The following is a 21,599-nucleotide window of genomic DNA, read 5'->3' on the forward strand; positions in this document are numbered from 1 at the left end:
CTCTCACGGCGGCCGCCCGGCCCGGCAGGGGCGACTGTCGCGCCGCTCACTCGGCCAGCGGGTCGAGGACCATGGGGTGGATCTGGCCCTCCAGCATCGCGCCGACGCCGAGGATCGCGCACACGTCGGGCCGTTCCGCGATGCGCACCGGCATGCCCGTGGAGTCGCGCAGCATCTCGTCGAGGCCGGGCAGCAGCGCGCTGCCGCCGACCATCATGATGCCCCGCTCGGCGAGGTCGGCGACCAGGTCGGGCGGGCAGTCCCTCAGCACCTTGCCGATGCCGTCGAGCACGGCGGTCAGCGGGGTGTGGATGGCGTTGCGCACGGCGGCCGTGTCGACCAGGACCGAGCGGGCGAGGCCGGTGGCGACGTCGCGGCCGTGGATCTCGGTGGACGAGGGGCCCTGGGGGGTGAGGCCGTTGTCGCTCAGGGCCAGTTGGAGCGGGCGCACGGACTGGCTCGGCACCATCAGTTCGTGCTGGTGGCGCAGGTGCTGGATGACGGCGTGGTCGATGGCCTCGCCGCCGACCGGGAGGCGGACGGCCGTGACGATGGCGCCGAGCGAGAGCACGGCGATCTGGGTCGTGGCGGCCCCGCACACGACGATCATGGTGGCGGTGGGCTGCTCCACCGGGAGCCCGCAGCCCACGGCGGCCGCGATCAGGGTGTCGACGAGCTCGACCCGGCGGGCGCCGATCCCCATCAGGGTTTCCTTCGCGGCCCGCTGGGCGAGCGGGTCGCTGTCGTGCGGGGTGCAGGCCGCGGCGCGCAGCCCCGGCTTGCGGCGCAGCTGGCGGCGCAGCTTCTCGCCGAGGAGGTGACGCAGCATGCGCTGGGCCATTTCGACGTCGACGACCGTGCCGCCGGTGACCGGGCGGGCCACCCGGATGTAGTCCGGGGTGCGGCCCGTCATCTGTTCGGCGAAGGTGCCGACGGCGATGAGCGCGCCGGTACGGGTGTTGACGGCGGCCACGCTCGGCTCGTCCACGACGAGCCCGGCTCCCTTGATGAAGACACGGGTTCTGGCTGCCCCGAGGTCGACGGCTACATGGCAACGGCGCAACTGCTCAAGACTGACGGTCACGGCAGATCCTCCCGAGAGCGGTACTTAGTTCGCATTTTGCGACCGCCCGGTGACCGGCGCGCGTTGGGATGCGCCGGTCGGGGAGCCGGGAACTGACGCCCAGCCAGAAGGCCCCCGCCCTGCAGGTCAACCCTCCTCTCTTCGAGCTTGGCCGGTGCCTGGCCGGTGCCTGGCCGGGGGCAGGTCGCCGAGGCGTCGGCCGGCGCCTGTCGTCCGGCCGGGGCGGGTGGTGCCGCCGGCCCGTCGGCCGAGCGGGTTGCCCTCGCGGCGGCCCGCGAACCTCACGGCAGGAGCCGTTGCAGCAGCCCCCAGGTGAACTCCGCGACGCGTGTCCCGCCGCCGGGCAGGGTGACGGCCAGCTGCCAGCGCGTCGGCGCCGAGCCCTCCATCGGGCGGGCCGGGGCGAAGGCCCGCGCCACCTCGTCCACCGTGCACGACCAGGGCCGCAGATCGTCCTCCCCGCGCAGCTCGGGACCCGGTATGCCGGGGGCTCTGACCAGCCATTCGTTCCACACCGCACCGCCGGGCCCGGCCAGCACCTCGAACCATAGCCCCGGCCAGAGCGGCACCGGCCACAGCTGGGCCTCGCAGTCCAGGTCCCCGATCCTGCGCGGCACGACCGACTCCGGCGCCCCGAGCACCGAGCGGTAGCGGGACAGCGCGCCGCGGGAGCGGGCCGAGCGGGCCATCGCCTGCCAGCGTTTGTTGGCCTCGCGCATGTCCGCGATCGAGGCGCCCAGCTCGTGGCGGGCATCCTCGACGAGCCCCGGCTGATGGTCGGCCATCCGCCGCAGCAGCACGAGTTGGAAGTCCAGCGGGCCGAACGGCCGCGGCGCGTTTTCCGTCATGACGTCCATCCTGCCCGGCCCCACTGACAACGCCCCGGTCCATGGCGATTCGTCACGCCGCCACGCCCCGGAGGCGGCCCTTCCGCACAAGATCCACACATCTCCGGCCCCTTTTGTTGCCCGGCTGCCGCATAGCCTCCCTGGGCCATGGATTACTGCCACTCCTGCCGACGGCACCTCAACGGCGCACTGGCCTGTGCCGGATGCGGAACCCCCGTGGAGGCGCTGGCGCCCGCGCCCGAGGACGAGCTCCTGGTGTACGCCGGGGCCCCGTCCCGCCGCGCGGAGGTGCTCGCTCCTTCCGGCCATCGCCGTGCCCGCAAGGGGCGGCGGGCCCGGCGCAAGCGGGGCAAGGTGATCCTCTTCGGCTCGGCCGGGCTCGTCCTCGTGGCCGGGGCGGTGGGGTTCGTGCAGATGGCGATGGAGCCGCCGCCGGGGAACGACCGGGCCTCCGCCGTGCGGGAGGACCAGACGATCTCCGATCCTCAGCCGCTGCCGTCCGGCTCGGCGGCGGGGGTGCCGTCCAGGCCCACGGCCAAGCCGGTTTCCTCCCGGGGGCGGGGTTCCGGCAGGGCTTCCGGGAAGCCGGGCCCGGGGGAGGCGGGCCCCGGGGAACCCGGTCCCGTGGAGTCCGGGCCTCGCCAGAGTGCCCCTGCTCGACCCTCGAGCCCGGCCGCGCCCGATCCCGGGCCCTCGGGGGACGTACCCTCTGCTCCCTCATCGCCCGGTGGGCCCGGGACCCCTGCGCCCTCCGCACCTCCTTCGAAGCCCCCGGCCCCTGCCCCTGCTCCGCCGAAGCCCTGCAAGCCGTTCCTGTTCTGGTGCATCTGACCTGCTGCGCAGGGCATACCGGTGCCTGTGTTTCGGCTGCGGGCCGTCCGTGGCTGGTCGCGCCCACACGGCGGAGCCGCACAATGTCACAGCCCCGCGCCCCTTCAGGGCGCACCAGGATTGGCTAAGCGCCCAGCATCCGCCGAAGCAGATCCCGCAGCACGGTCCGCTCCTCGGCCGAAAGCTCCGCCAACGGCTCCCTCGCGAAGTTCAGGGAGTCGCGCAGGTGGGTCGCGGTGGTGAGGCCGTCGGCCGTCGGGGCGGCCAGTTTGACGCGGCGGTCCGCCGGGTCCGGGCGGCGCTCCACCAGGCCGCGCGCTTCGAGGCGGTCGACGATGCCCGTGATGTTCGACGGCTCGCACTTCAGCTTCTGGGCGATCCGCCGCATCGGCATCGGTTCGAGGGCGAGCAGCCCGAGGACCCGGGCCTGCGCGCCGGTGAGGGAGTGCTCGGCGGCGGCCCGCTCGTACTCCTCGTAGTAGCGGCCGACGACCGTGCCGATCAGCTCGACGACTTCGAGGCTCAGGGGATCCATTCGGGGGGCCATACCCCTCAGCCTACCGAGTTACTTGACAATCTCAAATATCTGGGCGCATTGTTCTTTCAGTACCTGAAGTATTCGGGGCGCTCGACCTACTGCGCCCCCGTATCGGCGTACTCGACGTATTGATCAGCATGTGATTCGCAGGAGGACGCACCCCATGGCCACCTCGCCCGCACTCCCCGCCACCAGCCGTGAATGGCACCTCGTCGCCCGCCCGAACGGCTGGCCCGTGCCGTCCGACTTCGCGCTGCGCGAGACCCCCGTCGCCGCGCCCGCGCCGGGCCGGATCCTGGTCCGGAACCTCTTCATGTCGGTCGACCCGTACATGCGCGGCCGCATGAACGACACGAAGTCCTACGTCCCGCCGTTCCAGCTGGAGCGGCCGATGGACGGCGGCGCGGTCGGCGAGGTCGTCGCCTCCAACGACGAGCGGTTCGCGGTCGGCGACCACGTGCTGCACGGGCTCGGCTGGCGCGAGTACGCCGACCTCGACGCCAAGCACGCCACCAAGGTCGACGGCGGGCTCGCTCCGCTCTCCGCCTACCTCGGCGTCCTCGGCATGCCGGGCCTCACCGCGTACGCGGGTCTCCTGGAGGTCGCCTCCTTCAAGGAGGGCGACGCCGTGTTCGTCTCCGGCGCCGCCGGTGCCGTCGGCAGCCAGGTCGGCCAGATCGCCCGCCTCAAGGGCGCCTCGCGCGTCATCGGCTCGGCCGGCTCCGACGAGAAGGTCAAGTGGCTGGTGGAGGAGCTCGGCTTCGACGCCGCCTTCAACTACAAGAAGGGCCCGGTCCTGGAGCAGCTGCGCGCGGCCGCCCCGGACGGCATCGACGTCTACTTCGACAACGTCGGCGGCGAGCACCTCGAAGCGGCCATCTCCACGCTCAACGTGCACGGCCGCGCCGCCATCTGCGGCGCGATCTCGGCCTACAACGACACCGAGCCCACCCCCGGCCCGCGCAACATGGTCATGATCATCGGCAAGCGGCTGCAGCTCAAGGGCGTCCTGGTCGGCGACCACTACGGCATGCAGCAGCAGTTCGTCGGCGAGGTCGCCGGCTGGCTGGCCTCGGGCGAGCTCAAGCACAACGAGACCTTCGTCGACGGCATCGAGAACGGCGTCGACGCCTTCCTCGGCATGCTGCGCGGCGAGAACACCGGAAAGATGGTCGTCTCCCTCGGCAAGTAAGGGCTCGGGCGGGCAGCTCCTCGGCAGGCTGGGTACGCGGCCCGGAGTGACCCAGCGCACACTCCGCCTCACGGTTTCCGCGATCCGATAAGGTTTTTCCACATCCCGGCGGCCGTGAGGCGCGAGCGGCCGCGAACCCAGGAGGAGCACCCCAGCATGTCCATACAGAAGTCCGAGGTCCTCTACACCGCCGTCGCCACCGCCGAGAACGGCCGCGACGGCCGCGTCTCCACCGACGACGGCCAGCTGGACGTCGTCGTGAACCCGCCGAAGGAGATGGGCGGCAGCGGCGCGGGCACCAACCCCGAGCAGCTCTTCGCGGCCGGCTACAGCGCCTGCTTCCAGGGCGCCCTCGGCGTCGTCGCGCGCAACGAGAAGGCCGACATCTCCGGCTCGACCGTCACCGCGCACGTCGGCATCGGAAAGAACGACGACGGCTTCGGCATCTACGTGGAGATCACCGCGACCATCCCGAACGTGGACCGCGCCACCGCCGAGGACCTCATCGAGAAGGCCCACCAGGTCTGCCCGTACTCCAAGGCGACCCGCGGCAACATCACGGTGAACCTCGCCGTCGCGTAACCAGCGCTCCGCGAAACGAAGGACCGCGCCCCGACAGGCGCGGTCCTTTCGCGTGCCCGGCCTTCCCGCCCGCTTCCCGCCGGGTGCGGTCCTTCGTCATGCGGCCCGCGCGACCTTCCGGCCGGGCGGGCCCCTTTGCCATGCTGGCCCGCATGACCTTTCCCGAGACGGCCCCGTACGACCACGGCACGCTCGACACCGGTGACGGCAACCTCGTCCACTGGGAAGTCTGCGGAAACCCGGACGGAAAGCCCGCCGTCGTGGTGCACGGCGGGCCCGGTTCCGGCGCGGGGCCGTTCTGGCGCCGCTACTTCGACCCGGCCCGCTACCGCGTCGTCCTCTTCGACCAGCGCGGCTGCGGCTGCTCGACGCCGCCCGTCAGCGACGCGGCGACCGGCCTCGAAACCAACACCACTCACCACCTGATCGCGGACATGGAGCAGCTCCGCGAGCACCTCGGCATCGCCAAGTGGCTTGTGTTCGGCGGCTCCTGGGGCTCCACGCTCGGCCTGGCGTACGCGCAGACGCACCCGGAGCGGGTCAGTGAGATCGTCCTCTTCTCGGTCGTGACGACCAGCCGCGCCGAAGTGGACTGGATCACCGAGGGCGTCCGCGTCCACTTCCCCGAGGCCTGGGCGGCCTTCCGCGACGCCGCCCGGCCCCGCGAGGGCGAGCGCGTGGTCGACGCGTACGCCCGGCTGCTCGCCGACCCCGACCCGGCCGTGTGCGCGGAGGCCGCCCGGAACTGGTGCCGCTGGGAGGACACCCACGTACAGCCGGCGGGCGCGCAACTCGTCGACGACTTCGGCGATTCGCGCTACGCCGACCCGGCCGTCCGGATGACCATCGCCCGCCTGGTCACCCACTATTGGCGCCACGCGGCTTGGCTGGATGACGATCAACTCGTCGAAGGCATACGCAAGTTGACAGGAATCCCGGCCGTCCTCATCACCGGCGGGCAGGATCTGAGCTCGCCGCCCGACCCGGCGCGGGCACTTGCCGCGGCCTGGCCGGGCTGCGAACTCCTTGTGATCGACGAGGCCGGACACGGCCTGGGCCACTCCGGCATGAGCGGGGCGGCCCAGGCGGCGCTCGACAGGTTCGCCCGTCACTGAGCGATCCCGTACTGAGTGATCCGGATTCGCCCTCTACTGGGCGATCGCCGCGTCGTAGACCGCGCGCGACAGCTCCACGTTCTCCGGGGCGCCGCCGCCCGGGAAGGCGAACCGGCGCCGCGTGTAGCCGTAGGCGAGGCCCGAGCGAGGGTCGCCGAAGGCGAGGGAGCCCGCGGCGCCGCTGTGCCCGAACGTCTCCGCGCCCAGCGCCGGGTAGGAGACGCCGAGTGCCTCGAAGCCGAGCCCGAAGGCGGACGTCACGCCCAGGACCAGGTCGGCGCCGTGCGAGTGGATGCGGGCGAACTCGCTGACCGTGTCCGGCTTCAGGAGGGGACCCTGGCCGTTGAACTCGCCGAGGACGGCCGCGTACATCCCGGCGATGCCACGCGCGTTGCCCGAACCGCCCACGGAGGTGGGGCCCTTGGCGAGCGAGGCGGGCGAGTTGACGAAGCCCACCAGGTCGAACGACGGGTCGGCGCTCGTATTGAACGCGATCGGCAGGCGGTTGTAGCGGCCGTACGGGCTCGCCGCCAGGACGGCCTGCTGCTCGGGCGTCGGGAGCATCGGCAGCACGTCGCGGTAGCGGGACCGCTCGGCCTCGGGCAGGCCGAGGAAGAAGTCCAGGCCGTACGGGGCGCGGACGCGCTCCTCGTAGATCTCCTGGATGGAGCGGCCGGTCGCCCGCCGCACCACCTCGCCGGTGAGCGCGCCGATCGCGAGCGCGTGGTAGCCGTGGCCCGCGCCCGGCTGCCAGAACGGCCGCTGGCCCGCGAGCCGTTCGGCGATCACGCGGTCGTCAGCCAGCTCCTCGGGGCTGAAGCCGCCGTCCGAGCCGATGACGCCTGAGCGGTGCGAGATGAGCTGCCGCAGGGTCACCGATCCCTTGCCCTCGGCCGCGAACTCGGGCCAGTAGTACGCGACTTCGCGGTCGAGGTCGAGTACGCCGTCCTGGACGAGCAGCGCCACCACGAGGTGGGCCGCGCCCTTGGTGGTGGAGAAGACGCCGGTCAGCGAGTCCCCGGCGACGCCCCCGGACCACAGGTCCACGACGAGACGGCCGTTCTTGTACGCGGCGAGCTGGGCCGCCGGGTCGTGCGCCTCGCCGGCCACGAACGCCGCGAACTCCTCGCGCACGGCCTCGTAACCCTCGGCGACGGTGCCCTGCACGGTGGCGGCGGTCGTAGTGCTGATGTCGGTGCTGCTGATGGTCGACATTGAAGTCCCCCCGGGATCGTTGCTGTTGACGGGCACAACCCATTGGTTAGCGCCATGCATTCCCGCAGCGCTGAGAAATTTTTGAGGCGGCTGGATCTGGCTCCGCGGCGGCCGGATAAGGTCGGTGTCATGCGTGATCTAGGGGCGGGCTTCGGATATCTGGTCAAGGGGCAGCGATGGGCCGCCGGCCACGGCAGATCGCTGGGCGTGGGGCTGCTGCCCGGCCTCATCACCCTGGTGATGTACGTCGGCGCACTGGTCGGACTCGCTTACGGTGCCGACGACTTCGTCGACTGGGCGACGCCCTTCGCCGACGGCTGGTCCTCGCCCTGGCTCGGCCTCTTCCGCGGCTTCCTCGCCGCGCTCGTCTTCGCGCTCGGCCTGTTCCTCGCCGTGATCTCCTTCACGGCGGTGACCCTGCTCGTCGGCCAGCCCTTCTACGAGAAGCTGTCCGGGGACGTCGACCGGGCCGAGAGCGGCGGCGAGGCCCCCGAGTCGGGCCTGCCGCTCTGGCGCGAACTGTGGATCTCCGCCCGCGACTCCCTGCGCATCCTGGTCAGGGTCGCCCTCTACGGCATCCTGCTCTTCGGCCTCGGCTTCGTTCCGGTGATCGGCCAGAGCGTGATCCCGGCGATCGGCTTCTGCGTCACCGGCTTCTTCCTCGCCGAGGAGCTGACCGCGGTCGCCCTCCAGCGCCGCGGCATGGAACTGCGGCCCCGCCTGGCCCTGTTGCGCTCGCGCCGCCTGATGGTCCTGGGCTTCGGCGTGCCGCTCGCCCTCGCCTTCGTGGTCCCGCTGGTCGCGGTCTTCCTGATGCCGGGCGCGGTCGCGGGCGCGACGCTGATGGTGCGGGACCTGCTCGGCGAGTCGGCCGATTCCGATGCCGATTCCGGTGGTGACGGCGACGGCGTTGGCGAAGCGAACGGGTCCGGAAGGGGCGTCGGCGCCGGTCAAGGATCGGTCCGCATCCCGGAAAGCCCTTGATCCCGGGGGCGGTCGCGGTCAGCATCGCGGCATGACCGAATGCGCCGGCGTGGCCGGATGAAGCCCCTCAGGCTCCTCAAGCCGCTCAACCTGCTGCTGATCTTCCTCCTCGAAGTGGCGGTCCTCGGGGCGGCCGGCTACTGGGGTTTTGCCCGCGACGCGGGCTGGCCGCTGCGGATCCTGCTCGGCATCGGCGCCCCGGCCGTACTCGCCGTCCTGTGGGCGCTGTTCGGGGCGCCCGACGCGAAACGCAAGGCGCACGGCACGGTACGAGTCCTCTTCGAGCTCGCCTGGTTCGGCAGCGGCGCGGCCGCGCTGGCCGCCGCGGGGCGTACCGGTGCGGCGCTGGTGTTCGCGGCGGTCGCCGTGGTGAGCAAGACGCTGGCCGTCATCTGGCGGCAGTAGCGGCCGTCACCTGCCGCGCGGGCCGTTGGCCGTCAACTCCGTTGCTGTTTCCCTCAGTTGGGCCAGGAAAGCGGCCGTCGCGGGGGATTGGCCCAGGCCGCGCGGGGTCGCCGCGTAGATCGCCCGGTGGGGTACGTCGTCGGGGTGGATGGTGACCAGAGTGATGTCGGCACGTACCGAATCCGCTGCCAGCGCGGGCAGCAGCGTCACGCCGAGACCGGCCGCGACGAAGCCCTGCTTGGCGATCCAGTCCTGCACGACGTACGCGGTGCGCGGCCGGAAGCCCGACTCGGCGGCGGGTCGCATCAGGGTGTCCTCCGGCCGCGTCGACCCGGCCACCCACTCCTCGTCCGCCAAGTCGGCGAGTCTCAACTCCCTTCTGCCCGCGAGCAGATGGCCCTCGGGCAGGGCGACGTACATGGGCTCGTCGAGCAGGTGGTGCAGGGTGCAGCCCGCCAGGTTCCGGCCCGCCGTGTCGCTGACCACGGCCACATCGAGGTCCCCGGCGGCGAGCAGGCGCAGATGCTTGCCCGAGGAGCCTTCCGTGCGGGCCACGCTGACGCGTGGATGCAGTGTGCGGAACGCGGCCAGGGTGCGGGGAACGAGCGCCGCGTCCGCGGTCGGGAACGCGCCGACCCTGAGGAGCCCGCCGTCCAGGGTGCGCAGCGCGTCGAGCTCCGCGCGGGCCGCCGCGAGCCGGTCCCGTACGGCCTCGGCGTGCGGAAGCAGCACCCGCCCGGCCTCGGTGAGCCGGACGCCGCGGGGCAGTCGGTCGAACAGAGCCACCCCCAACTCGGCCTCCAGGGACTGGACTTGGCGCGAGACGGCCGACTGCGTGTAGCCGAGCGCGGTGGCGGCCGAGGTGAGGGACCGGTCGGCGGCGACCCGCAGGAACACCTCATACAGGCTATGCGTAGGGAGCATGACAGTCATGATAGACATTCGCTTGTTTCATGTCAGGGCGCCTCGTAGCGTCGAAGCCATGACACCGAAGATCGCTTTTCTCGGGCTCGGCGGCATGGGTACGCCGATGGCCACCCGGCTGCTCGCCGCGGGCCACCCGCTGACCGTCTGGAACCGTACGCCCGCCAAGGCCCAGGTTTTGGCGGCCTTGGGGGCGGTTGCCGCGGCCACCCCCGGTGACGCCGTCCGGGAGGCCGATGTCGTCATCAGCATGCTCGCCGACCCGGCGGCCGTGACGGCCGTCGCGGACAGCGCGGCGCCCCAACTCAGGCCGGGTGCCCACTGGTTGGAGATGTCGACGATCGGCCCGGACGCCGTGCGCGACCTCGCCGACCGCCTGCCCGACGGCGTGACGTTGCTCGACGCGCCCGTGATGGGCAGCGTCGGCAAGGCGGCCGCGGGCGAGCTCGGCATTTTGGTGGGCGGCGACGTCGACGGGGTCGAGAAGCTGCTCGGCGACCTCGGCACGGTCACCCGGTGCGGGGCGCTCGGCTCGGCCGCCGCGCTCAAGCTCGTCCTCAACACGGCGGTCATCGGCGGGGTGGTCGTCGTCGCCGAGGCGCTGGCCCTCGCGGACTCGCTTGGCATCCCGGCGGCGACCGCCGAACACGCCCTGCTGGGCAGCGCGTTGGGTGGCGCGGCGCGGCGGGCGTTCGCGACGGACGCGGCCTTCGCCACCGGCCTCGCCGCCAAGAACGTCGGCCTCGCGACGTCGGCGGCCCGGCTTCCGGTGCTCGCGGCGGTGCGCGATCGGCTCACGGCCCACCCTGATCTCGCGCCGCAGGACCTCGCTCTTGCGGCCGAGCGCATCCGCGGCGGGGGCGGAGCCGGTAGTTCCCCCACCCCGCCCCTTCCCGAGACCCTCCGGGGGTGAGATGTCCGGGTGCGGCCCGGTGGCTGCTGGGGCTCCGCCCCAGACCCCGTATCGCGCCTAAAGGGCGCTCGTCCTCAAACTCCCCCAAGGACTTCGTCCAGGGGGGACCCCCACGGGCTGAAGATGCCCGCCCGGGCCAGTACCGATCCCGCTAGGGGAAGAGCTGAAGATGCCAACCCCGCCGGCACCAGTGCTGCTAGGGGCGCGGGGAACTGCGCGAGCAGCTACGTATGGTCCGCGGTCGCAGGCGGGTTTAGGGGCGCGGGGAACTGCGCGAGCGGCCACGTACGGTCCGCGGGCGAAGGGAGAGCGGGGGTCGGGGCGCAGCCTCGGGGGTGCCCGCGCCGCGGCCTGGTGCCGGGCCAGGCACCCCCATCGCCACGCCCGCCTGCGCAAATGGCATGATCTGGCCGTCATGACGAATGCCCGGTCGCCGCTGCGCACCCTGCGGGCCGCGATGTTCGCGGCGTTGTGCGTCGCTTTGGCTGCGGTGGGGCATTCGTCCATGTCTGGGCATGACATTCCGCTGCCCGTGCTACTCGCCGCCTTCGTCGCCACGGGAGCGGTCGCCTGGTGCGCGGCCGGGCGGCAGCGCGGGGTCGCCGCCATCGCGGGCGGCCAGGTCGCGGCCCAGGGTGCCCTGCACGTCCTCTTCGCCAAGACCCAGCCGATGGCCGGGATGCCGGGGACGGCGCACGGGTCGGATTCGACGGCCGCGCCCATGCCCATGCCGACGATGACGTGCGGCGCCCGGTACGTCCACCTCGTGCCGGACCCGCCCGACAGCCACGCGATGCAGGACATGCCCGGTATGGCGGGCATGGCAGGCATGGACTCCATGGCCGGGGCCGCCGGCCAGGCGCACGACATGGCCATGGACGCCGCCGCGCACACCATGTCCGGCGGCATGCTCGCCGCGCACCTCCTGGCCGCCCTGATCTGCGGCATCTGGCTGTGGCGCGGCGAGGCCGCCGCGTTCCGGCTGGCCAGGGCCGTCGGCGCGCTCGGTGTCCTGGGCGCGCGGCCACTGCGCCGCGCCCTCGCTCTCGTACGCACCTGCGTGCCCGCGCCGTCGCGGCCCGTACGCAGGCCGCGCCCGCACCACCGCCCGCGCCCGAGGCTGCGCGGCGCGGTGCACAGTCACGCCTTCATCCGGCGGGGTCCGCCGGCCCGGGGAGTCACCCGAGCCACGGCCCCCGGCCGGCTCGCCCTCGCCTGATCCGGCGCGGGGCGTGGCCAGGGGTCCCTTCACCCATGCCCACGCCGATCGTCAGGATTCAGGATCCTCATGTCCGTCGACACCCCATCGCGGGAAACCGCGCCATCCAGCACCCCACAGCCTTCCGTCTGGGGCGCACTTCGCCCCCTCGTCCTGCGGCTGCACTTCTACGCGGGCGTCCTGATCGCCCCGCTCCTCTTCCTGGCCGCCGTCACGGGCCTGCTCTACGCGCTGTCCTTCCAGGCCGAGAACGTCCTGTACCGGCACGAACTGCGGGTCCCTGTGGGCGAGGCCACCCAGCCGCTCACCGCCCAGGTCGCCGCCGCGAAGGCCGCCCACCCCGAGGGCTATGTGACCGCGGTCTGGCCCTCGCCCGAGGAAGGCGCCACCACCCGCGTCCTGATGAAGACCCCGGGCCTCGCCGAGGACGAGTCCCTCGCCGTCTTCGTCAACCCGTACACCAATGACGTACGCGGCGCCCTCACCAGCACCGGAAGCTCGGGCGCGCTCCCGCTGCGCAGCTGGCTCTCCTCCTTCCACGCCGACCTCAAGCTCGGCGAGTTCGGCCGCAACTACAGTGAATTGGCGGCCAGTTGGCTCTGGGTCGTCGCCTTCGGCGGACTCGCGCTGTGGGTCGGGCGGCGCAGGCGGGCGAGGCTCCTTCGCCCCGAGCGCGGGCTCACCGGCCGTCGCCGCACCCTGTCCTGGCACGGCTCGGTCGGCCTGTGGGCGGTGGTCGGCCTGGTGCTGCTCTCCGCGACCGGCCTCACCTGGTCGCGGTACGCGGGCGAGAACATCGCCGACCTCAAGGACCGGCTCGGCGGCGCCACCCCCACCGTCGCGGCGGCCACCGCCGGAGGCATGAGCGGGGGCCACGAGCACCACGAGGGCATGGTCATGCCGCCCGCCGCGCCCTCCACGCTCACCCTGGACCAGGTCGCCGAGACCGCCCGTGACCAGGGCGTACGGGCGAGCATCCAGATCAGCCTGCCCAGTGCGGGCAAGGGCTTCGTGGTGCGCGAGCGCGACACCGAGTTCCCCGTGCACCTCGACGCGGTCGCCATCGACCCCGCCGACGGCAAGGTCATGGACGTGCTGCGCTTCTCCGACTATCCGGTCCTCGCCCAGCTGACCCGGTTCGGCATCGACGCGCACATGGGCGTCTTCCTGGGCCTGCCCAACCAGCTCGCCCTGGCCGTCCTCGCCGTGGCGCTGATGGCGCTCATCGTCTGGGGCTACCGCATGTGGTGGCAGCGCAGGCCCACCAAGGGGCGGGCGCTCGGCGTCGGGCGCCCGCAGCCGCGCGGCGCCTGGCGCAAGGTGCCGCCGCCGGTGCTGCTCCCGCTCGCGGTGGTGACCGCGGTGGTCGGCTGGTTCGTGCCGCTCCTCGGGATCAGCCTGCTGGCCTTCCTGGCCGTCGACGCGCTGCTCGGCCTGCGCGGCAGGATCGTGAAGCAGTACTGAACTCCCTTGGGCCCGCCCGGAGTTGATCCGTGCGGGCCCTTCGGGGGGGGGGCTATTCCGCCGCCACTCGTACGATCGCCCGCAGCTGCGCCACGATGTCCAGCCGGTTGCGTACGAACTGGGGATCCGTCACCGTGCCTGTCGCCGGATCGGTGTTGCCCGGCCCGAACTGCAGGACCGGGGTGTGCACATGGCCGCCCGGGATGCTCAGGCCCAGGCGGTCGCGGAGCAGGGTGGCGCGGTAGGCGATCTCGTTCGAGAGGTAGTCGCCGCCGCCCCCGGCCCGCGCGGTGGAGCCCGGGGTCGGCCCGTCGGGGCGGTCCACCGGGGCCGTCGCGCCGGCCGGGATCTCGGTGACGTCGGTGTGGTCGTACACCGGGAAGCGGCCGGTGTTCGCGGCCACGATGTCCTGGTACGGCAGGGTCGTCCGGGTCCACTGCGGCTGGGTCGCCGGGTCGCTCACCGGGACCTGCCCGGTGCTCGACGCGTTGTCGTTGTCCGGGAAGCCGCCCCGCCAGGCCCCGTTGAACCGCTCGACGTCGATGCGGCCGACCCGGCCCTGGCTCACCGTCGTGAAGGCGTCCACCTTCGGCAGCACCGGCGCGAGTGCCTTCTCGACCACACCGTCCGCGAAGTCCTGCCAGCGCACCGGGAAGGTGACGGTCTCGATGCGCGCGAGCTGCCCGTCGGCGGTGCGGATCCAGGTGCCGTCCAGGGCGAGCGCGGTCGCCCCCGACGGATTGCTGATCCGGATGTCGCTGTCCAGCGTGAACGGGTCGAAGCCGGTCAGCAGGATCTTCTTGAAGCCCTTGCCGTCGGGATAGTCGACGCTGCTCTGCCCGCGCGAGGTCTGCTCCAGGCGGTCCATGAGCTTGCCGCGGTCGGCCTCCGAGAGGCCGAACTCCGGTTCCCAGAGCCGGAGTTCACGGGTGAGGCCGAGCCGGGCCCAGTACAGCGGGCGGTCGTCGTCGCGGCTCAGGTCGCCGCCCGCCGGGCCGCGCCCCTGCACCCGGTCCACCGCCCGCTTCCACAGCCGCGTCCCCTCGCGCTCGACGAGCCGCTGGGCCGCACCGTAGGACCGGGCGGCCGCCAGCTTCCGCGTGAACTCCGGTGCCACGTCGGCGAATCCGCTGCGGGCCAGGATCTCCTTCGGCACCGCCTCGTCGAGGCGCTGCTCCTCGACGGTGGCCTGCCGGGGCGCGGTCGCGGCCTGCGCGGGGGCCGGGCCGAGCACCGTACAGAACGTCATCGCCGTGCCCACAAAGGCGAGCCCCGCCACCCGTACACGTCGTCGCACCACAGATCCTTCCGTCGAAGTCCGGTCGCCGCCCAGTATTCGCACGGAAGTCCGGTGTGGATAGAGGGACTTATGAGCCGTCAGTGCCGTCCGGGATCCCGAGCAGTGCCACGAAGTCGTGGAAGGCGGCCGCCATGTCGACCGATTCCGGGTCGAGCAGCCACTGGTACTGGAGGCCGTCCATCACCGCGACGAGCAGCGGGGCCGCCCGCTCCGGGGTGAGCCCGCCGGGCAGCCGGTCGCCGAACTCGGCGCGCAGCACGCCCGCCATCTCCTCGCGGACCTGCGCGTAGCGGCGGGTGAAGAAGGGGCGGGCCGGATGCTCGTCCGTCACCGATTCGCCGAGCAGCGCCGAGAACGTCTGGACGACGCCGGGCCGCATCGCGTTGTACTCGACCAGGGAGGCGAGCAGTTCCAGGCGCCAGCCGTCGGTGGACGTCCGCCGCCCGCCGGTGTCCCACTGGTCCCGCTCCTCCAGTACGGCGACGAGCAGGGCCTCCTTCGTGGGGAAGTAGTGGAGCAGGCCCTGCTGGGTGAGGCCCACGCGCTCGGCGACCGCGCCGAGGGAGGCGCCCCGGTAGCCGCGTTCCGCGATGACCTCCAGGGCGGCGCGGAGAATGTCTGCGCGCCGCTCCTCGCTTCTGGCGCTCCTGGTCCTCGCCATGTCTGCCCCCGCTCCGTGCCGGTCCGTCGGTGTTCCGAGAGGACCGTACGGCATTCGATTATCACGGACAGGTAACTAACCCTACCGCTCTACAGGTAGACCGGTCACCATGGTCCCACCAGCGGACTTCTACGAGGAGGTACGGCCGTGGCAGGCGCACCCGTTTCCACCCCCGACTACAGCGAGGCCGTCGAGACGGCCCTCGGCAAGCTCGATCTGGAGGCCAAGGCCCGGCTGCTCGCAGGCCAGGACATGTGGTCGCTGCCCGCACTGCCCCAGATCGGGCTCGGCTCCCTTGTGATGTCCGACGGCCCGATCGGGGTGCGCGGGGTCCGCTGGACCGCCGACGATCCCTCGATCGCCCTGCCGTCCCCGACCGCGCTCGCCGCCACCTGGGACCCGGCCCTTGCCCGCCGGGCCGGCACGCTGCTCGCCCAGGAGGCCCGCCGCAAGGGCGTCCACGTGCTGCTCGCGCCGACCGTGAACCTGCACCGCTCACCGCTCGGCGGCCGGCACTTCGAGTGCTACTCCGAGGACCCCTACCTCACCGGCGAGATCGCCTCCGGCTACGTGGGCGGCGTCCAGGGCGGCGGTGTCGGCACCACCGTCAAGCACTTCGTCGCCAACGACGCCGAGACCGACCGCTTCACCGTCGACAACGTCATCGCCCCGCGCCCGCTGCGCGAGCTCTACCTCGCCCCCTTCGAGGCCATCGTCGAAAACGCCCACCCCTGGGGCATCATGGCCGCGTACAACCAGGTCAACGGCGTGACGATGACCGAGCACCGCTACCTCCAGAACGAGGTCCTGCGCGGCGAGTGGGGCTTCGACGGGTTCATCGTCTCCGACTGGATGGCCGCCCGCTCGACCGTCGGCGACATCCTCGGCGGGCTCGACGTCGCGATGCCGGGCCCGAAGACCGTGTACGGCGAGGCGCTGGCCGCCGCCGTCCGCAAGGGCGACGTGGACGAGGCGGTCGTCGACGACGCGGTGCGCAACGTGCTGCGGCTCGCCGCGCGCGTCGGCATCCTCGACGGCGTCGACGCCGCCGTCACCGAACTCCCCGCCGCCGTCGACGGCCAGGCGCTGGCCCGCGAGGTCGCCCGCCGCGCCTTCGTCCTCGTACGCAACGAACGCGACACCCTGCCCGTCGACCCGGCCCGCGTCCGCAAGGTGGCGCTGATCGGCGCCGCCGCCCGCGACGCCCGCGTCCTCGGCGGCGGCTCGGCGACCGTCTTCCCCGAGCGCGTGGTCTCCCCGCTCATCGGCCTCACCGCGGCCCTGCCCGAGGGCGCGCTGACGTACACGGTCGGCGCCGACCCGAGCGACGAACTCGCCCCCGCGGACCAGGGGTTCGAGCTCCACGCCGTCTGCCGCGACGCCGACGGGAACGTCCTCGGCACGGGGTCCCTGCCGGGCGGCCAGGTGCAGTGGATCGGCGACGACCTGCCCGCCGGGGTGACCCGCGACGCGCTGCACTCCGTCGAGGTCACCGGCACCTTCGCCCCGCGCGAGAGCGGCGAGCACACCTTCGGCACCCGGGGCATCGGCGCCTACACACTCACCGTCGGCGGCCGCCTCCTGTGGGACGGCACGCAGACGATGAGCGACGCAGCCGACCCGTTCGAGGCGTTCTTCGGCGCCCCCGCCGAACGCGGCCGCGCCCACCTCACCGAGGGCGTACCCGTCGAGGTGTCCCTGCGGCACACCGTGCACAAGGCCGCCGGCGCGCCGCTCACCGCCGTGATGTTCTCGCTCACCCACCTCGGGCCGCAGCGCGACGCCGACGAGCTGATCGCCGAGGCCGTCGAGGCCGCGCGGGCCGCCGAGCTCGCCGTGGTGGTGGTCGCCACCACCGACCGCGTCGAGTCCGAGGGCTTCGACCGCCGCGACCTGCGGTTGCCCGGCCGCCAGGACGACCTGGTGCGCGCTGTTGCCGCCGCCAACCCGAACACCGTGGTGGTCGTCAACTCCGGCTCCCCGGTGGAACTCCCGTGGCGGGGCGACGTCGCGGCGGTGCTCCTGAGCTGGTTCCCCGGCCAGGAGGGCGGCGCCGCCCTCGCCGACGTCCTGCTCGGCCACGCGGAGCCCGGCGGCCGCCTCCCCACCACCTGGCCGGCCCGCCTCACCGACGCCCCGGTCACCGAGGTCCGCCCGACGGAGGGCCAACTCCCTTACGAGGAAGGCCTGTTCATCGGCTACCGCGCCTACGACCGGGCCGAGGTGGCGCCCGCCTACCCCTTCGGGCACGGGCTCGGCTACACGAGCTGGGAGTACGAGTCCCTGGAGGCGACCCCCGCCCACGCCAAGGTCCGGGTCCGCAACACGGGTGCGCGTGCCGGGCGCGAGACCATCCAGATCTACCTGGCGCCGGTCGCCGACGCGGTGCCGCGACCGCGCCGCTGGTTGGCGGGGTTCGCCTCGGTGGAGGCCGCGCCCGGAGACGCCGTCGAGGTCGAAATCCCCCTGCGGGGGCGGGCGTTCGAGATCTGGGACGAGCTCGCGGGGGCGTGGAGCTTCGTCCCGGGCCAGTACGAGGTGCGGGCCTGCCACTCCCTGGGGGATGCCCGACTCAGCGCGACGCTGGAGGTCTGAGCGGAGCCCTGCGGGGTGCGGTCCAGTTATGGGTGCGGGCCCGCTGCGGCTGGTCGCGCAGTTCCCCGCGCCCCTAACCCCGTTTTCGGCCGCGGGCCGTGCGTGGTGCTCGCGCAGTTCCCCGCGCCCCTGGCGGGATCGACCCTGGCCCGCACCGGAGCATTTCAGCCCGTCCGGCGTTTGAGGACGAGCGCCCTTCAGGCGCGAACGGGGTCTGGGGCGGAGCCCCAGGAAACCGGCTTCCCACCTCTTCCTCACCCCCGGCGGGTTTCGGGAAGGGGCGGGGTGGGGCAGCCTCCGGGGTCTGGGGCGGGAGCCCCAGGGTTCTTCGACCCCGCTGGTCAGCCCGCCGCCGTCACCTTTCCGTACGCGATCTCCGCCAAGCGGCCCTGCCCGTTCTTGCTCGGGTGGAACCAGTCCCAGGGGCTCAGCTGGTCGCCGCCGAAGTCGTAGTCGAAGACCGCGCCGCCGTCGTAACGGCAGGCGCGGTCCTTCGCGCACACGTCCTTGAGGACCTTGTTGTACGACACCACCCGGTCGTACACCTCGGTGCGCCGCTCGGTCGCGGCCGCGCCCAGGTCGTCGGCGTCGGCCAGCATCGACTGGCAGATGCCCAGCTTCCAGATCTGCTTGCCCAGCGGGCTGCCGCGCCCGGTCGACCAGAGCCGTTTCAGGTCGGGCACGCTCGACACGTACACCTGGGACTTCGGCGACACCGCGCGCAACCGCCGCAGGGACGTCTCGAACTCCGTGCGGAACGTGTTCACCGGTGTCATGTCCGACACATCCCCGCGGCAGGCGTCGTTGGCTCCCGCCATCACCGTGACCAGACCCGGGTGCTGGGCCGCGGCCCGGTCCATCTGGGCCGGCAGATCGGCCATTCTGGCGCCGGTTTTGGCGTAGTTCCAGCTGTTGGCGGGGGCCGCCGCGCCCAGGAGGCGGACCGCGAGGGAGTCGACCTGGGCGTCGCTGCCGGTCGCCCAGGAGACCTCCGGGCAGTCGGCGAGGACCGTGCAGGCGTCGAAGCCGCGGGTGATCGAGTCGCCCACCGCGGCCACCGACTTCGGGCTGCGGTCCCAGGCGGGGGAGGGGCTCGGCGAGGGCTTCTTCGAGGCGGCCGGGCTCGCGGAGGAGTGGCCGCCGCCGGACTGGCAGCCGGCGGTCAGGGCGAGGGCGGCCGCCGCGAGGAGGGCGGCCGTGGTGCGGGCAGGACGGCTCCGGCGGCTGTCCGGCATCCCGGGTCCCCCTCCGTGCGGCGGTCGTTCGGCTTTCGCGGCGTCCTCGCGAGTGAAAGCTTGGTGTTCGAAGGCGCTCCGACCGACATTACGACACCCTTGGCACAGCTCCGCGCGGTAGCTTTGGCCCGTCCAGCCAGAGGAACCACGCCAGACGTCTCCGGTAAATTACATCACGTCACATACTGTCCCATTTCAGGAGATTAGCTCCCGATGCTGTTTACTGTTGAACCCAGGGGCAGAATGTCAGGTGCTGTCCTGACCGGGAACGGCAGGGGCGCGAGGCCGCTGGGGAAGGCGAACCTCGAACCGCACTGGAGGTCCCGGTGACGACACGTGGAGTTCTCTACGTCCACTCCGCCCCGCGCGCGCTCTGCCCGCACGTCGAATGGGCTGTGGCCGGCGTCCTGGGGGTGCGCGTCCAGCTCGACTGGATCCGCCAGCCCGCATCGCCCGGCACGTGGAGAGCCGAATTCTCCTGGCGGGGCGAACCCGGCACCGCCTCCAAACTCGCCTCCGCGCTGCGCGGCTGGCACCTCTTGCGCTTCGAGGTCACGGCCGAGCCCTGCGCGACGGCCGAGGGCGAGCGCTACAGCGCCACGCCCGACCTCGGCATCTTCCACGCCGTCATCGGCATCCACGGCGACATCATGATCCCGGAGGACCGGCTGCGCGCCGCTCTCGCCCGTTCCGTCCAGGGCGAGACCGACCTGGAGGCCGAGATCGCCAAGCTCCTCGGCAAGCCATGGGACGACGAGTTGGAGCCCTTCCGCTACGCGGGAGAGGGCGCCCCGGTCCGCTGGCTGCACCAGGTCGTCTGAACCGCGCCCTCTGAACCGCGTACGCGAAAGGGCCCCACCGGCCACGGTGGGGCCCTCCGACGTGCGTACGGAGCGCGCTCAGACCGAACGGAAGGCGAGCACCACGTTGTGGCCGCCGAACCCGAACGAGTTGTTGATCGCGGAGATCGAACCCTCGGGGAGCTTGCGGGGCTCGCCGCTCACCAGGCCCGGGTCGACCTCTTCGTCGAGCTCGTCGATGTTGATGGTCGGCGGGGCCGTGCGGTGGTACAGGGCGAGGACCGTGGCGACGGTCTCGATGCCGCCCGCGCCGCCGAGGAGGTGGCCGGTCATCGACTTCGTCGCGGAGATCGCCACATGGTCCAGGTCGTCGCCGAGGACCTTGCGCAGCGCCTTGATCTCGGCGATGTCGCCCTGCGGCGTCGAGGTGGCGTGCGCGTTGAGGTGGACCACCTCGGACGGCTTCAGGTCCGTCGAGTCGAGCAGGTTCTGCACCGCGGCGGCGACGCCACGGCCGGTCGGCTCGGGCTGCGCGATGTGGTGGCTGTCGGCCGAGAGGCCCTGGCCGAGCACCTCGCAGTAGACGCGGGCGCCGCGATGCTTGGCGTGCTCGGCGGACTCCAGGATCACCACGCCGGCGCCCTCGCCCAGGACGAAGCCGTCGCGGGCCTTGTCGTAGGGGCGCGAGGCCTGCTCGGGGTGGTCGTTGTTTTTGGACATCGCCATCATGTTGGCGAACGCCGCGATGGGCAGCGGGTGGATGGCCGCCTCGGTGCCGCCGGCGACCACGACATCGGCGCGGCCGGTGCGGATCATCTCGACGGCGTACCCGATGGCCTCGGCACCCGAGGCACACGCGGAGACGGGGGTGTGGACGCCGGCGCGGGCGTTCACCTCAAGGCCGACGTTGGCCGACGGGCCGTTCGGCATGAGCATGGGCACGGTGTGCGGGGAGACGCGGCGTACGCCCTTCTCCTTCAGCACGTCGTACTGGTCGAGCAGGGTGGTGACACCGCCGATGCCCGACGCGATGACCGTGCCGAGCCGCTCCGGAGTGACGCCGGACTCGTCGCCCGCAGGGGCGGAGAAACCCGCGTCCGCCCAGGCCTCCTTGGCCGCGATCAGCGCGAACTGCGCCGAGCGGTCCAGCTTGCGGGCCAGCGGGCGGGGCAGCACCTCGCTCGGGTCGACCGCGGCCGGGGCCGCGATCCGGACCGGCAGTTCGGCGAAGCGCTCACCCTCCAGGGGGCGGACACCGGAGCGTCCCGCCAGCAGACCTTCCCAGGTCGAGGCGGTGTCGCCACCCAGCGGTGTGGTTGCGCCGATACCGGTGACGACCACGGTGCGATTGGTCGAGCTCACAGGAAGTTTCTCCACGTGTGTAAGGGACGTGAATCAGCGGCGCCACCGCTGGGTGGCAGCCCGAATTCAGGTCCTGAATCAGGCCTGGTGCTTCAGGATGTAGCTGGCGGCGTCGCCAACGGTCTTGAGGTTCTTGACGTCCTCGTCCGGGATCTTGACGTCGAAGCGCTCTTCGGCGGCGACGACGACCTCGACCATGGACAGCGAGTCGACGTCCAGGTCGTCGGTGAAGGACTTGTCCAGCTGGACGTCCTCGACCGGGATACCAGCGATCTCGTTGACGATCTCGGCGAGACCCTCGACGATCTCTTCCTGCGTGGCGGCCATGTTGG

General features: G+C 72.4%; 20 protein-coding genes. 10 read left to right on the top strand and 10 right to left on the bottom strand.

All coding sequences use genetic code 11. The annotated features are described in order from the left end of the window. Positions 1-46: 46 nt before the first annotated feature. From OHA17_RS27390 to OHA17_RS27400, 3 genes are all read right to left on the bottom strand, one after another. Complete coding sequence (locus tag OHA17_RS27390; RefSeq protein WP_053730610.1) at positions 47-1,084, bottom strand: rod shape-determining protein; 1,038 nt, start codon at positions 1,082-1,084, stop codon at positions 47-49. Between the two features lie 281 nt (positions 1,085-1,365). Then, positions 1,366-1,932: a hypothetical protein gene (locus OHA17_RS27395; protein WP_406508777.1), complete on the bottom strand. Its 567-nt coding sequence runs from the start codon at positions 1,930-1,932 to the stop codon at positions 1,366-1,368. Between the two features lie 955 nt (positions 1,933-2,887). Continuing rightward, complete coding sequence (locus tag OHA17_RS27400) at positions 2,888-3,310, bottom strand: MarR family winged helix-turn-helix transcriptional regulator (protein WP_398871468.1); 423 nt, start codon at positions 3,308-3,310, stop codon at positions 2,888-2,890. A gap of 154 nt (positions 3,311-3,464) precedes the next feature. Here OHA17_RS27400 and OHA17_RS27405 point away from each other — a divergent pair, with 154 nt between their 5' ends. From OHA17_RS27405 to pip, 3 genes are all read left to right on the top strand, one after another. Beyond that, positions 3,465-4,493 (top strand): NADP-dependent oxidoreductase, encoded by a 1,029-nt coding sequence (locus OHA17_RS27405; protein WP_406508778.1) that lies wholly within the window; start codon positions 3,465-3,467, stop codon positions 4,491-4,493. 156 nt (positions 4,494-4,649) lie between these two features. Continuing rightward, the gene (locus tag OHA17_RS27410; protein ID WP_053730605.1) at positions 4,650-5,075 is read left to right on the top strand and encodes an organic hydroperoxide resistance protein; all 426 of its coding nucleotides are present in this window, start codon (positions 4,650-4,652) and stop codon (positions 5,073-5,075) included. A 152-nt stretch (positions 5,076-5,227) separates the two neighbouring features. Continuing rightward, a complete protein-coding gene (pip, locus tag OHA17_RS27415; RefSeq protein ID WP_406508779.1) occupies positions 5,228-6,190 on the top strand; it encodes a prolyl aminopeptidase in 963 nt (320 codons plus the stop codon). A 33-nt stretch (positions 6,191-6,223) separates the two neighbouring features. Here the strand turns inward: pip and OHA17_RS27420 are convergent, their stop codons facing one another. Continuing rightward, the gene (locus OHA17_RS27420) at positions 6,224-7,405 is read right to left on the bottom strand and encodes a serine hydrolase domain-containing protein (protein ID WP_406508780.1); all 1,182 of its coding nucleotides are present in this window, start codon (positions 7,403-7,405) and stop codon (positions 6,224-6,226) included. Positions 7,406-7,534: 129 nt separating this feature from the next. Here OHA17_RS27420 and OHA17_RS27425 point away from each other — a divergent pair, with 129 nt between their 5' ends. Both OHA17_RS27425 and OHA17_RS27430 read left to right on the top strand, forming a co-directional pair. Beyond that, positions 7,535-8,389, top strand: a complete 855-nt coding sequence (locus tag OHA17_RS27425; protein WP_406508781.1) for an EI24 domain-containing protein — start codon at positions 7,535-7,537, stop codon at positions 8,387-8,389. Between the two features lie 57 nt (positions 8,390-8,446). Further along, positions 8,447-8,794 (top strand): YrdB family protein, encoded by a 348-nt coding sequence (locus OHA17_RS27430; RefSeq protein ID WP_406508782.1) that lies wholly within the window; start codon positions 8,447-8,449, stop codon positions 8,792-8,794. Between the two features lie 6 nt (positions 8,795-8,800). Here OHA17_RS27430 and OHA17_RS27435 read toward each other — a convergent pair whose 3' ends face one another. Beyond that, positions 8,801-9,718 carry a LysR family transcriptional regulator gene (locus OHA17_RS27435; protein ID WP_406508783.1) on the bottom strand — a complete coding sequence of 306 codons (918 nt, stop codon included), beginning with the start codon at positions 9,716-9,718 and terminating at the stop codon, positions 8,801-8,803. A 58-nt stretch (positions 9,719-9,776) separates the two neighbouring features. On the opposite strand from OHA17_RS27435, the gene OHA17_RS27440 reads away from it, so the two are divergent. From OHA17_RS27440 to OHA17_RS27450, 3 genes are all read left to right on the top strand, one after another. Beyond that, positions 9,777-10,631, top strand: a complete 855-nt coding sequence (locus tag OHA17_RS27440) for an NAD(P)-dependent oxidoreductase (protein ID WP_406508784.1) — start codon at positions 9,777-9,779, stop codon at positions 10,629-10,631. 415 nt (positions 10,632-11,046) lie between these two features. After that, positions 11,047-11,850, top strand: coding sequence for a hypothetical protein (locus OHA17_RS27445; protein ID WP_406508785.1), 804 nt, complete (start codon positions 11,047-11,049; stop codon positions 11,848-11,850). A 69-nt stretch (positions 11,851-11,919) separates the two neighbouring features. After that, on the top strand, positions 11,920-13,314 hold the full coding sequence (locus OHA17_RS27450; protein WP_406508786.1) for a PepSY-associated TM helix domain-containing protein: 1,395 nt from the start codon (positions 11,920-11,922) through the stop codon (positions 13,312-13,314). A 52-nt stretch (positions 13,315-13,366) separates the two neighbouring features. Here OHA17_RS27450 and OHA17_RS27455 read toward each other — a convergent pair whose 3' ends face one another. Next, positions 13,367-14,563 carry a pyroglutamyl peptidase gene (locus OHA17_RS27455; RefSeq protein ID WP_406510827.1) on the bottom strand — a complete coding sequence of 399 codons (1,197 nt, stop codon included), beginning with the start codon at positions 14,561-14,563 and terminating at the stop codon, positions 13,367-13,369. Positions 14,564-14,681: 118 nt separating this feature from the next. After that, the gene (locus OHA17_RS27460) at positions 14,682-15,275 is read right to left on the bottom strand and encodes a TetR/AcrR family transcriptional regulator (RefSeq protein ID WP_406508787.1); all 594 of its coding nucleotides are present in this window, start codon (positions 15,273-15,275) and stop codon (positions 14,682-14,684) included. Positions 15,276-15,422: 147 nt separating this feature from the next. Between OHA17_RS27460 and OHA17_RS27465 the strand changes: the two genes are divergently transcribed. Then, entirely contained in the window at positions 15,423-17,870 is a 2,448-nt protein-coding gene (locus tag OHA17_RS27465) for a glycoside hydrolase family 3 protein (RefSeq protein WP_406508788.1), read from the top strand. A gap of 341 nt (positions 17,871-18,211) precedes the next feature. Here the strand turns inward: OHA17_RS27465 and OHA17_RS27470 are convergent, their stop codons facing one another. After that, entirely contained in the window at positions 18,212-19,105 is an 894-nt protein-coding gene (locus OHA17_RS27470) for an SGNH/GDSL hydrolase family protein (RefSeq protein ID WP_406508789.1), read from the bottom strand. Positions 19,106-19,431: 326 nt separating this feature from the next. Here OHA17_RS27470 and OHA17_RS27475 point away from each other — a divergent pair, with 326 nt between their 5' ends. Next, positions 19,432-19,926 (top strand): DUF3145 domain-containing protein, encoded by a 495-nt coding sequence (locus OHA17_RS27475; RefSeq protein ID WP_053730596.1) that lies wholly within the window; start codon positions 19,432-19,434, stop codon positions 19,924-19,926. A 78-nt stretch (positions 19,927-20,004) separates the two neighbouring features. Here OHA17_RS27475 and fabF read toward each other — a convergent pair whose 3' ends face one another. Together fabF and OHA17_RS27485 are read right to left on the bottom strand one after the other, a co-directional pair. Continuing rightward, positions 20,005-21,267, bottom strand: a complete 1,263-nt coding sequence (gene fabF / locus OHA17_RS27480) for a beta-ketoacyl-ACP synthase II (protein ID WP_406508790.1) — start codon at positions 21,265-21,267, stop codon at positions 20,005-20,007. A gap of 78 nt (positions 21,268-21,345) precedes the next feature. After that, positions 21,346-21,594, bottom strand: coding sequence for an acyl carrier protein (locus OHA17_RS27485; RefSeq protein WP_053730594.1), 249 nt, complete (start codon positions 21,592-21,594; stop codon positions 21,346-21,348). Positions 21,595-21,599 lie beyond the last annotated feature (5 nt).

Origin of the sequence: Streptomyces sp. NBC_00212 (assembly GCF_045206365.1) — a bacterium.
Taxonomy (GTDB): domain Bacteria; phylum Actinomycetota; class Actinomycetes; order Streptomycetales; family Streptomycetaceae; genus Streptomyces.

What these genes read in the sequence shown, in the direction of transcription:
- OHA17_RS27420 (WP_406508780.1), bottom strand. Translation starts at nt 7,405, where the DNA reads ATGTCGACCATCAGCAGCACCGACATCAGCACTACGACCGCCGCCACC.
- OHA17_RS27485 (WP_053730594.1), bottom strand. Translation starts at nt 21,594, where the DNA reads ATGGCCGCCACGCAGGAAGAGATCGTCGAGGGTCTCGCCGAGATCGTC.
- OHA17_RS27440 (WP_406508784.1), top strand. Translation starts at nt 9,777, where the DNA reads ATGACACCGAAGATCGCTTTTCTCGGGCTCGGCGGCATGGGTACGCCG.
- OHA17_RS27450 (WP_406508786.1), top strand. Translation starts at nt 11,920, where the DNA reads ATGTCCGTCGACACCCCATCGCGGGAAACCGCGCCATCCAGCACCCCA.
- OHA17_RS27410 (WP_053730605.1), top strand. Translation starts at nt 4,650, where the DNA reads ATGTCCATACAGAAGTCCGAGGTCCTCTACACCGCCGTCGCCACCGCC.
- OHA17_RS27455 (WP_406510827.1), bottom strand. Translation starts at nt 14,563, where the DNA reads ATGACGTTCTGTACGGTGCTCGGCCCGGCCCCCGCGCAGGCCGCGACC.
- OHA17_RS27400 (WP_398871468.1), bottom strand. Translation starts at nt 3,310, where the DNA reads ATGGCCCCCCGAATGGATCCCCTGAGCCTCGAAGTCGTCGAGCTGATC.
- pip (WP_406508779.1), top strand. Translation starts at nt 5,228, where the DNA reads ATGACCTTTCCCGAGACGGCCCCGTACGACCACGGCACGCTCGACACC.
- OHA17_RS27425 (WP_406508781.1), top strand. Translation starts at nt 7,535, where the DNA reads ATGCGTGATCTAGGGGCGGGCTTCGGATATCTGGTCAAGGGGCAGCGA.
- OHA17_RS27435 (WP_406508783.1), bottom strand. Translation starts at nt 9,718, where the DNA reads ATGCTCCCTACGCATAGCCTGTATGAGGTGTTCCTGCGGGTCGCCGCC.
- OHA17_RS27405 (WP_406508778.1), top strand. Translation starts at nt 3,465, where the DNA reads ATGGCCACCTCGCCCGCACTCCCCGCCACCAGCCGTGAATGGCACCTC.
- OHA17_RS27430 (WP_406508782.1), top strand. Translation starts at nt 8,447, where the DNA reads ATGAAGCCCCTCAGGCTCCTCAAGCCGCTCAACCTGCTGCTGATCTTC.
- OHA17_RS27445 (WP_406508785.1), top strand. Translation starts at nt 11,047, where the DNA reads ATGACGAATGCCCGGTCGCCGCTGCGCACCCTGCGGGCCGCGATGTTC.
- OHA17_RS27470 (WP_406508789.1), bottom strand. Translation starts at nt 19,105, where the DNA reads ATGCCGGACAGCCGCCGGAGCCGTCCTGCCCGCACCACGGCCGCCCTC.
- OHA17_RS27460 (WP_406508787.1), bottom strand. Translation starts at nt 15,275, where the DNA reads ATGGCGAGGACCAGGAGCGCCAGAAGCGAGGAGCGGCGCGCAGACATT.
- OHA17_RS27395 (WP_406508777.1), bottom strand. Translation starts at nt 1,932, where the DNA reads ATGACGGAAAACGCGCCGCGGCCGTTCGGCCCGCTGGACTTCCAACTC.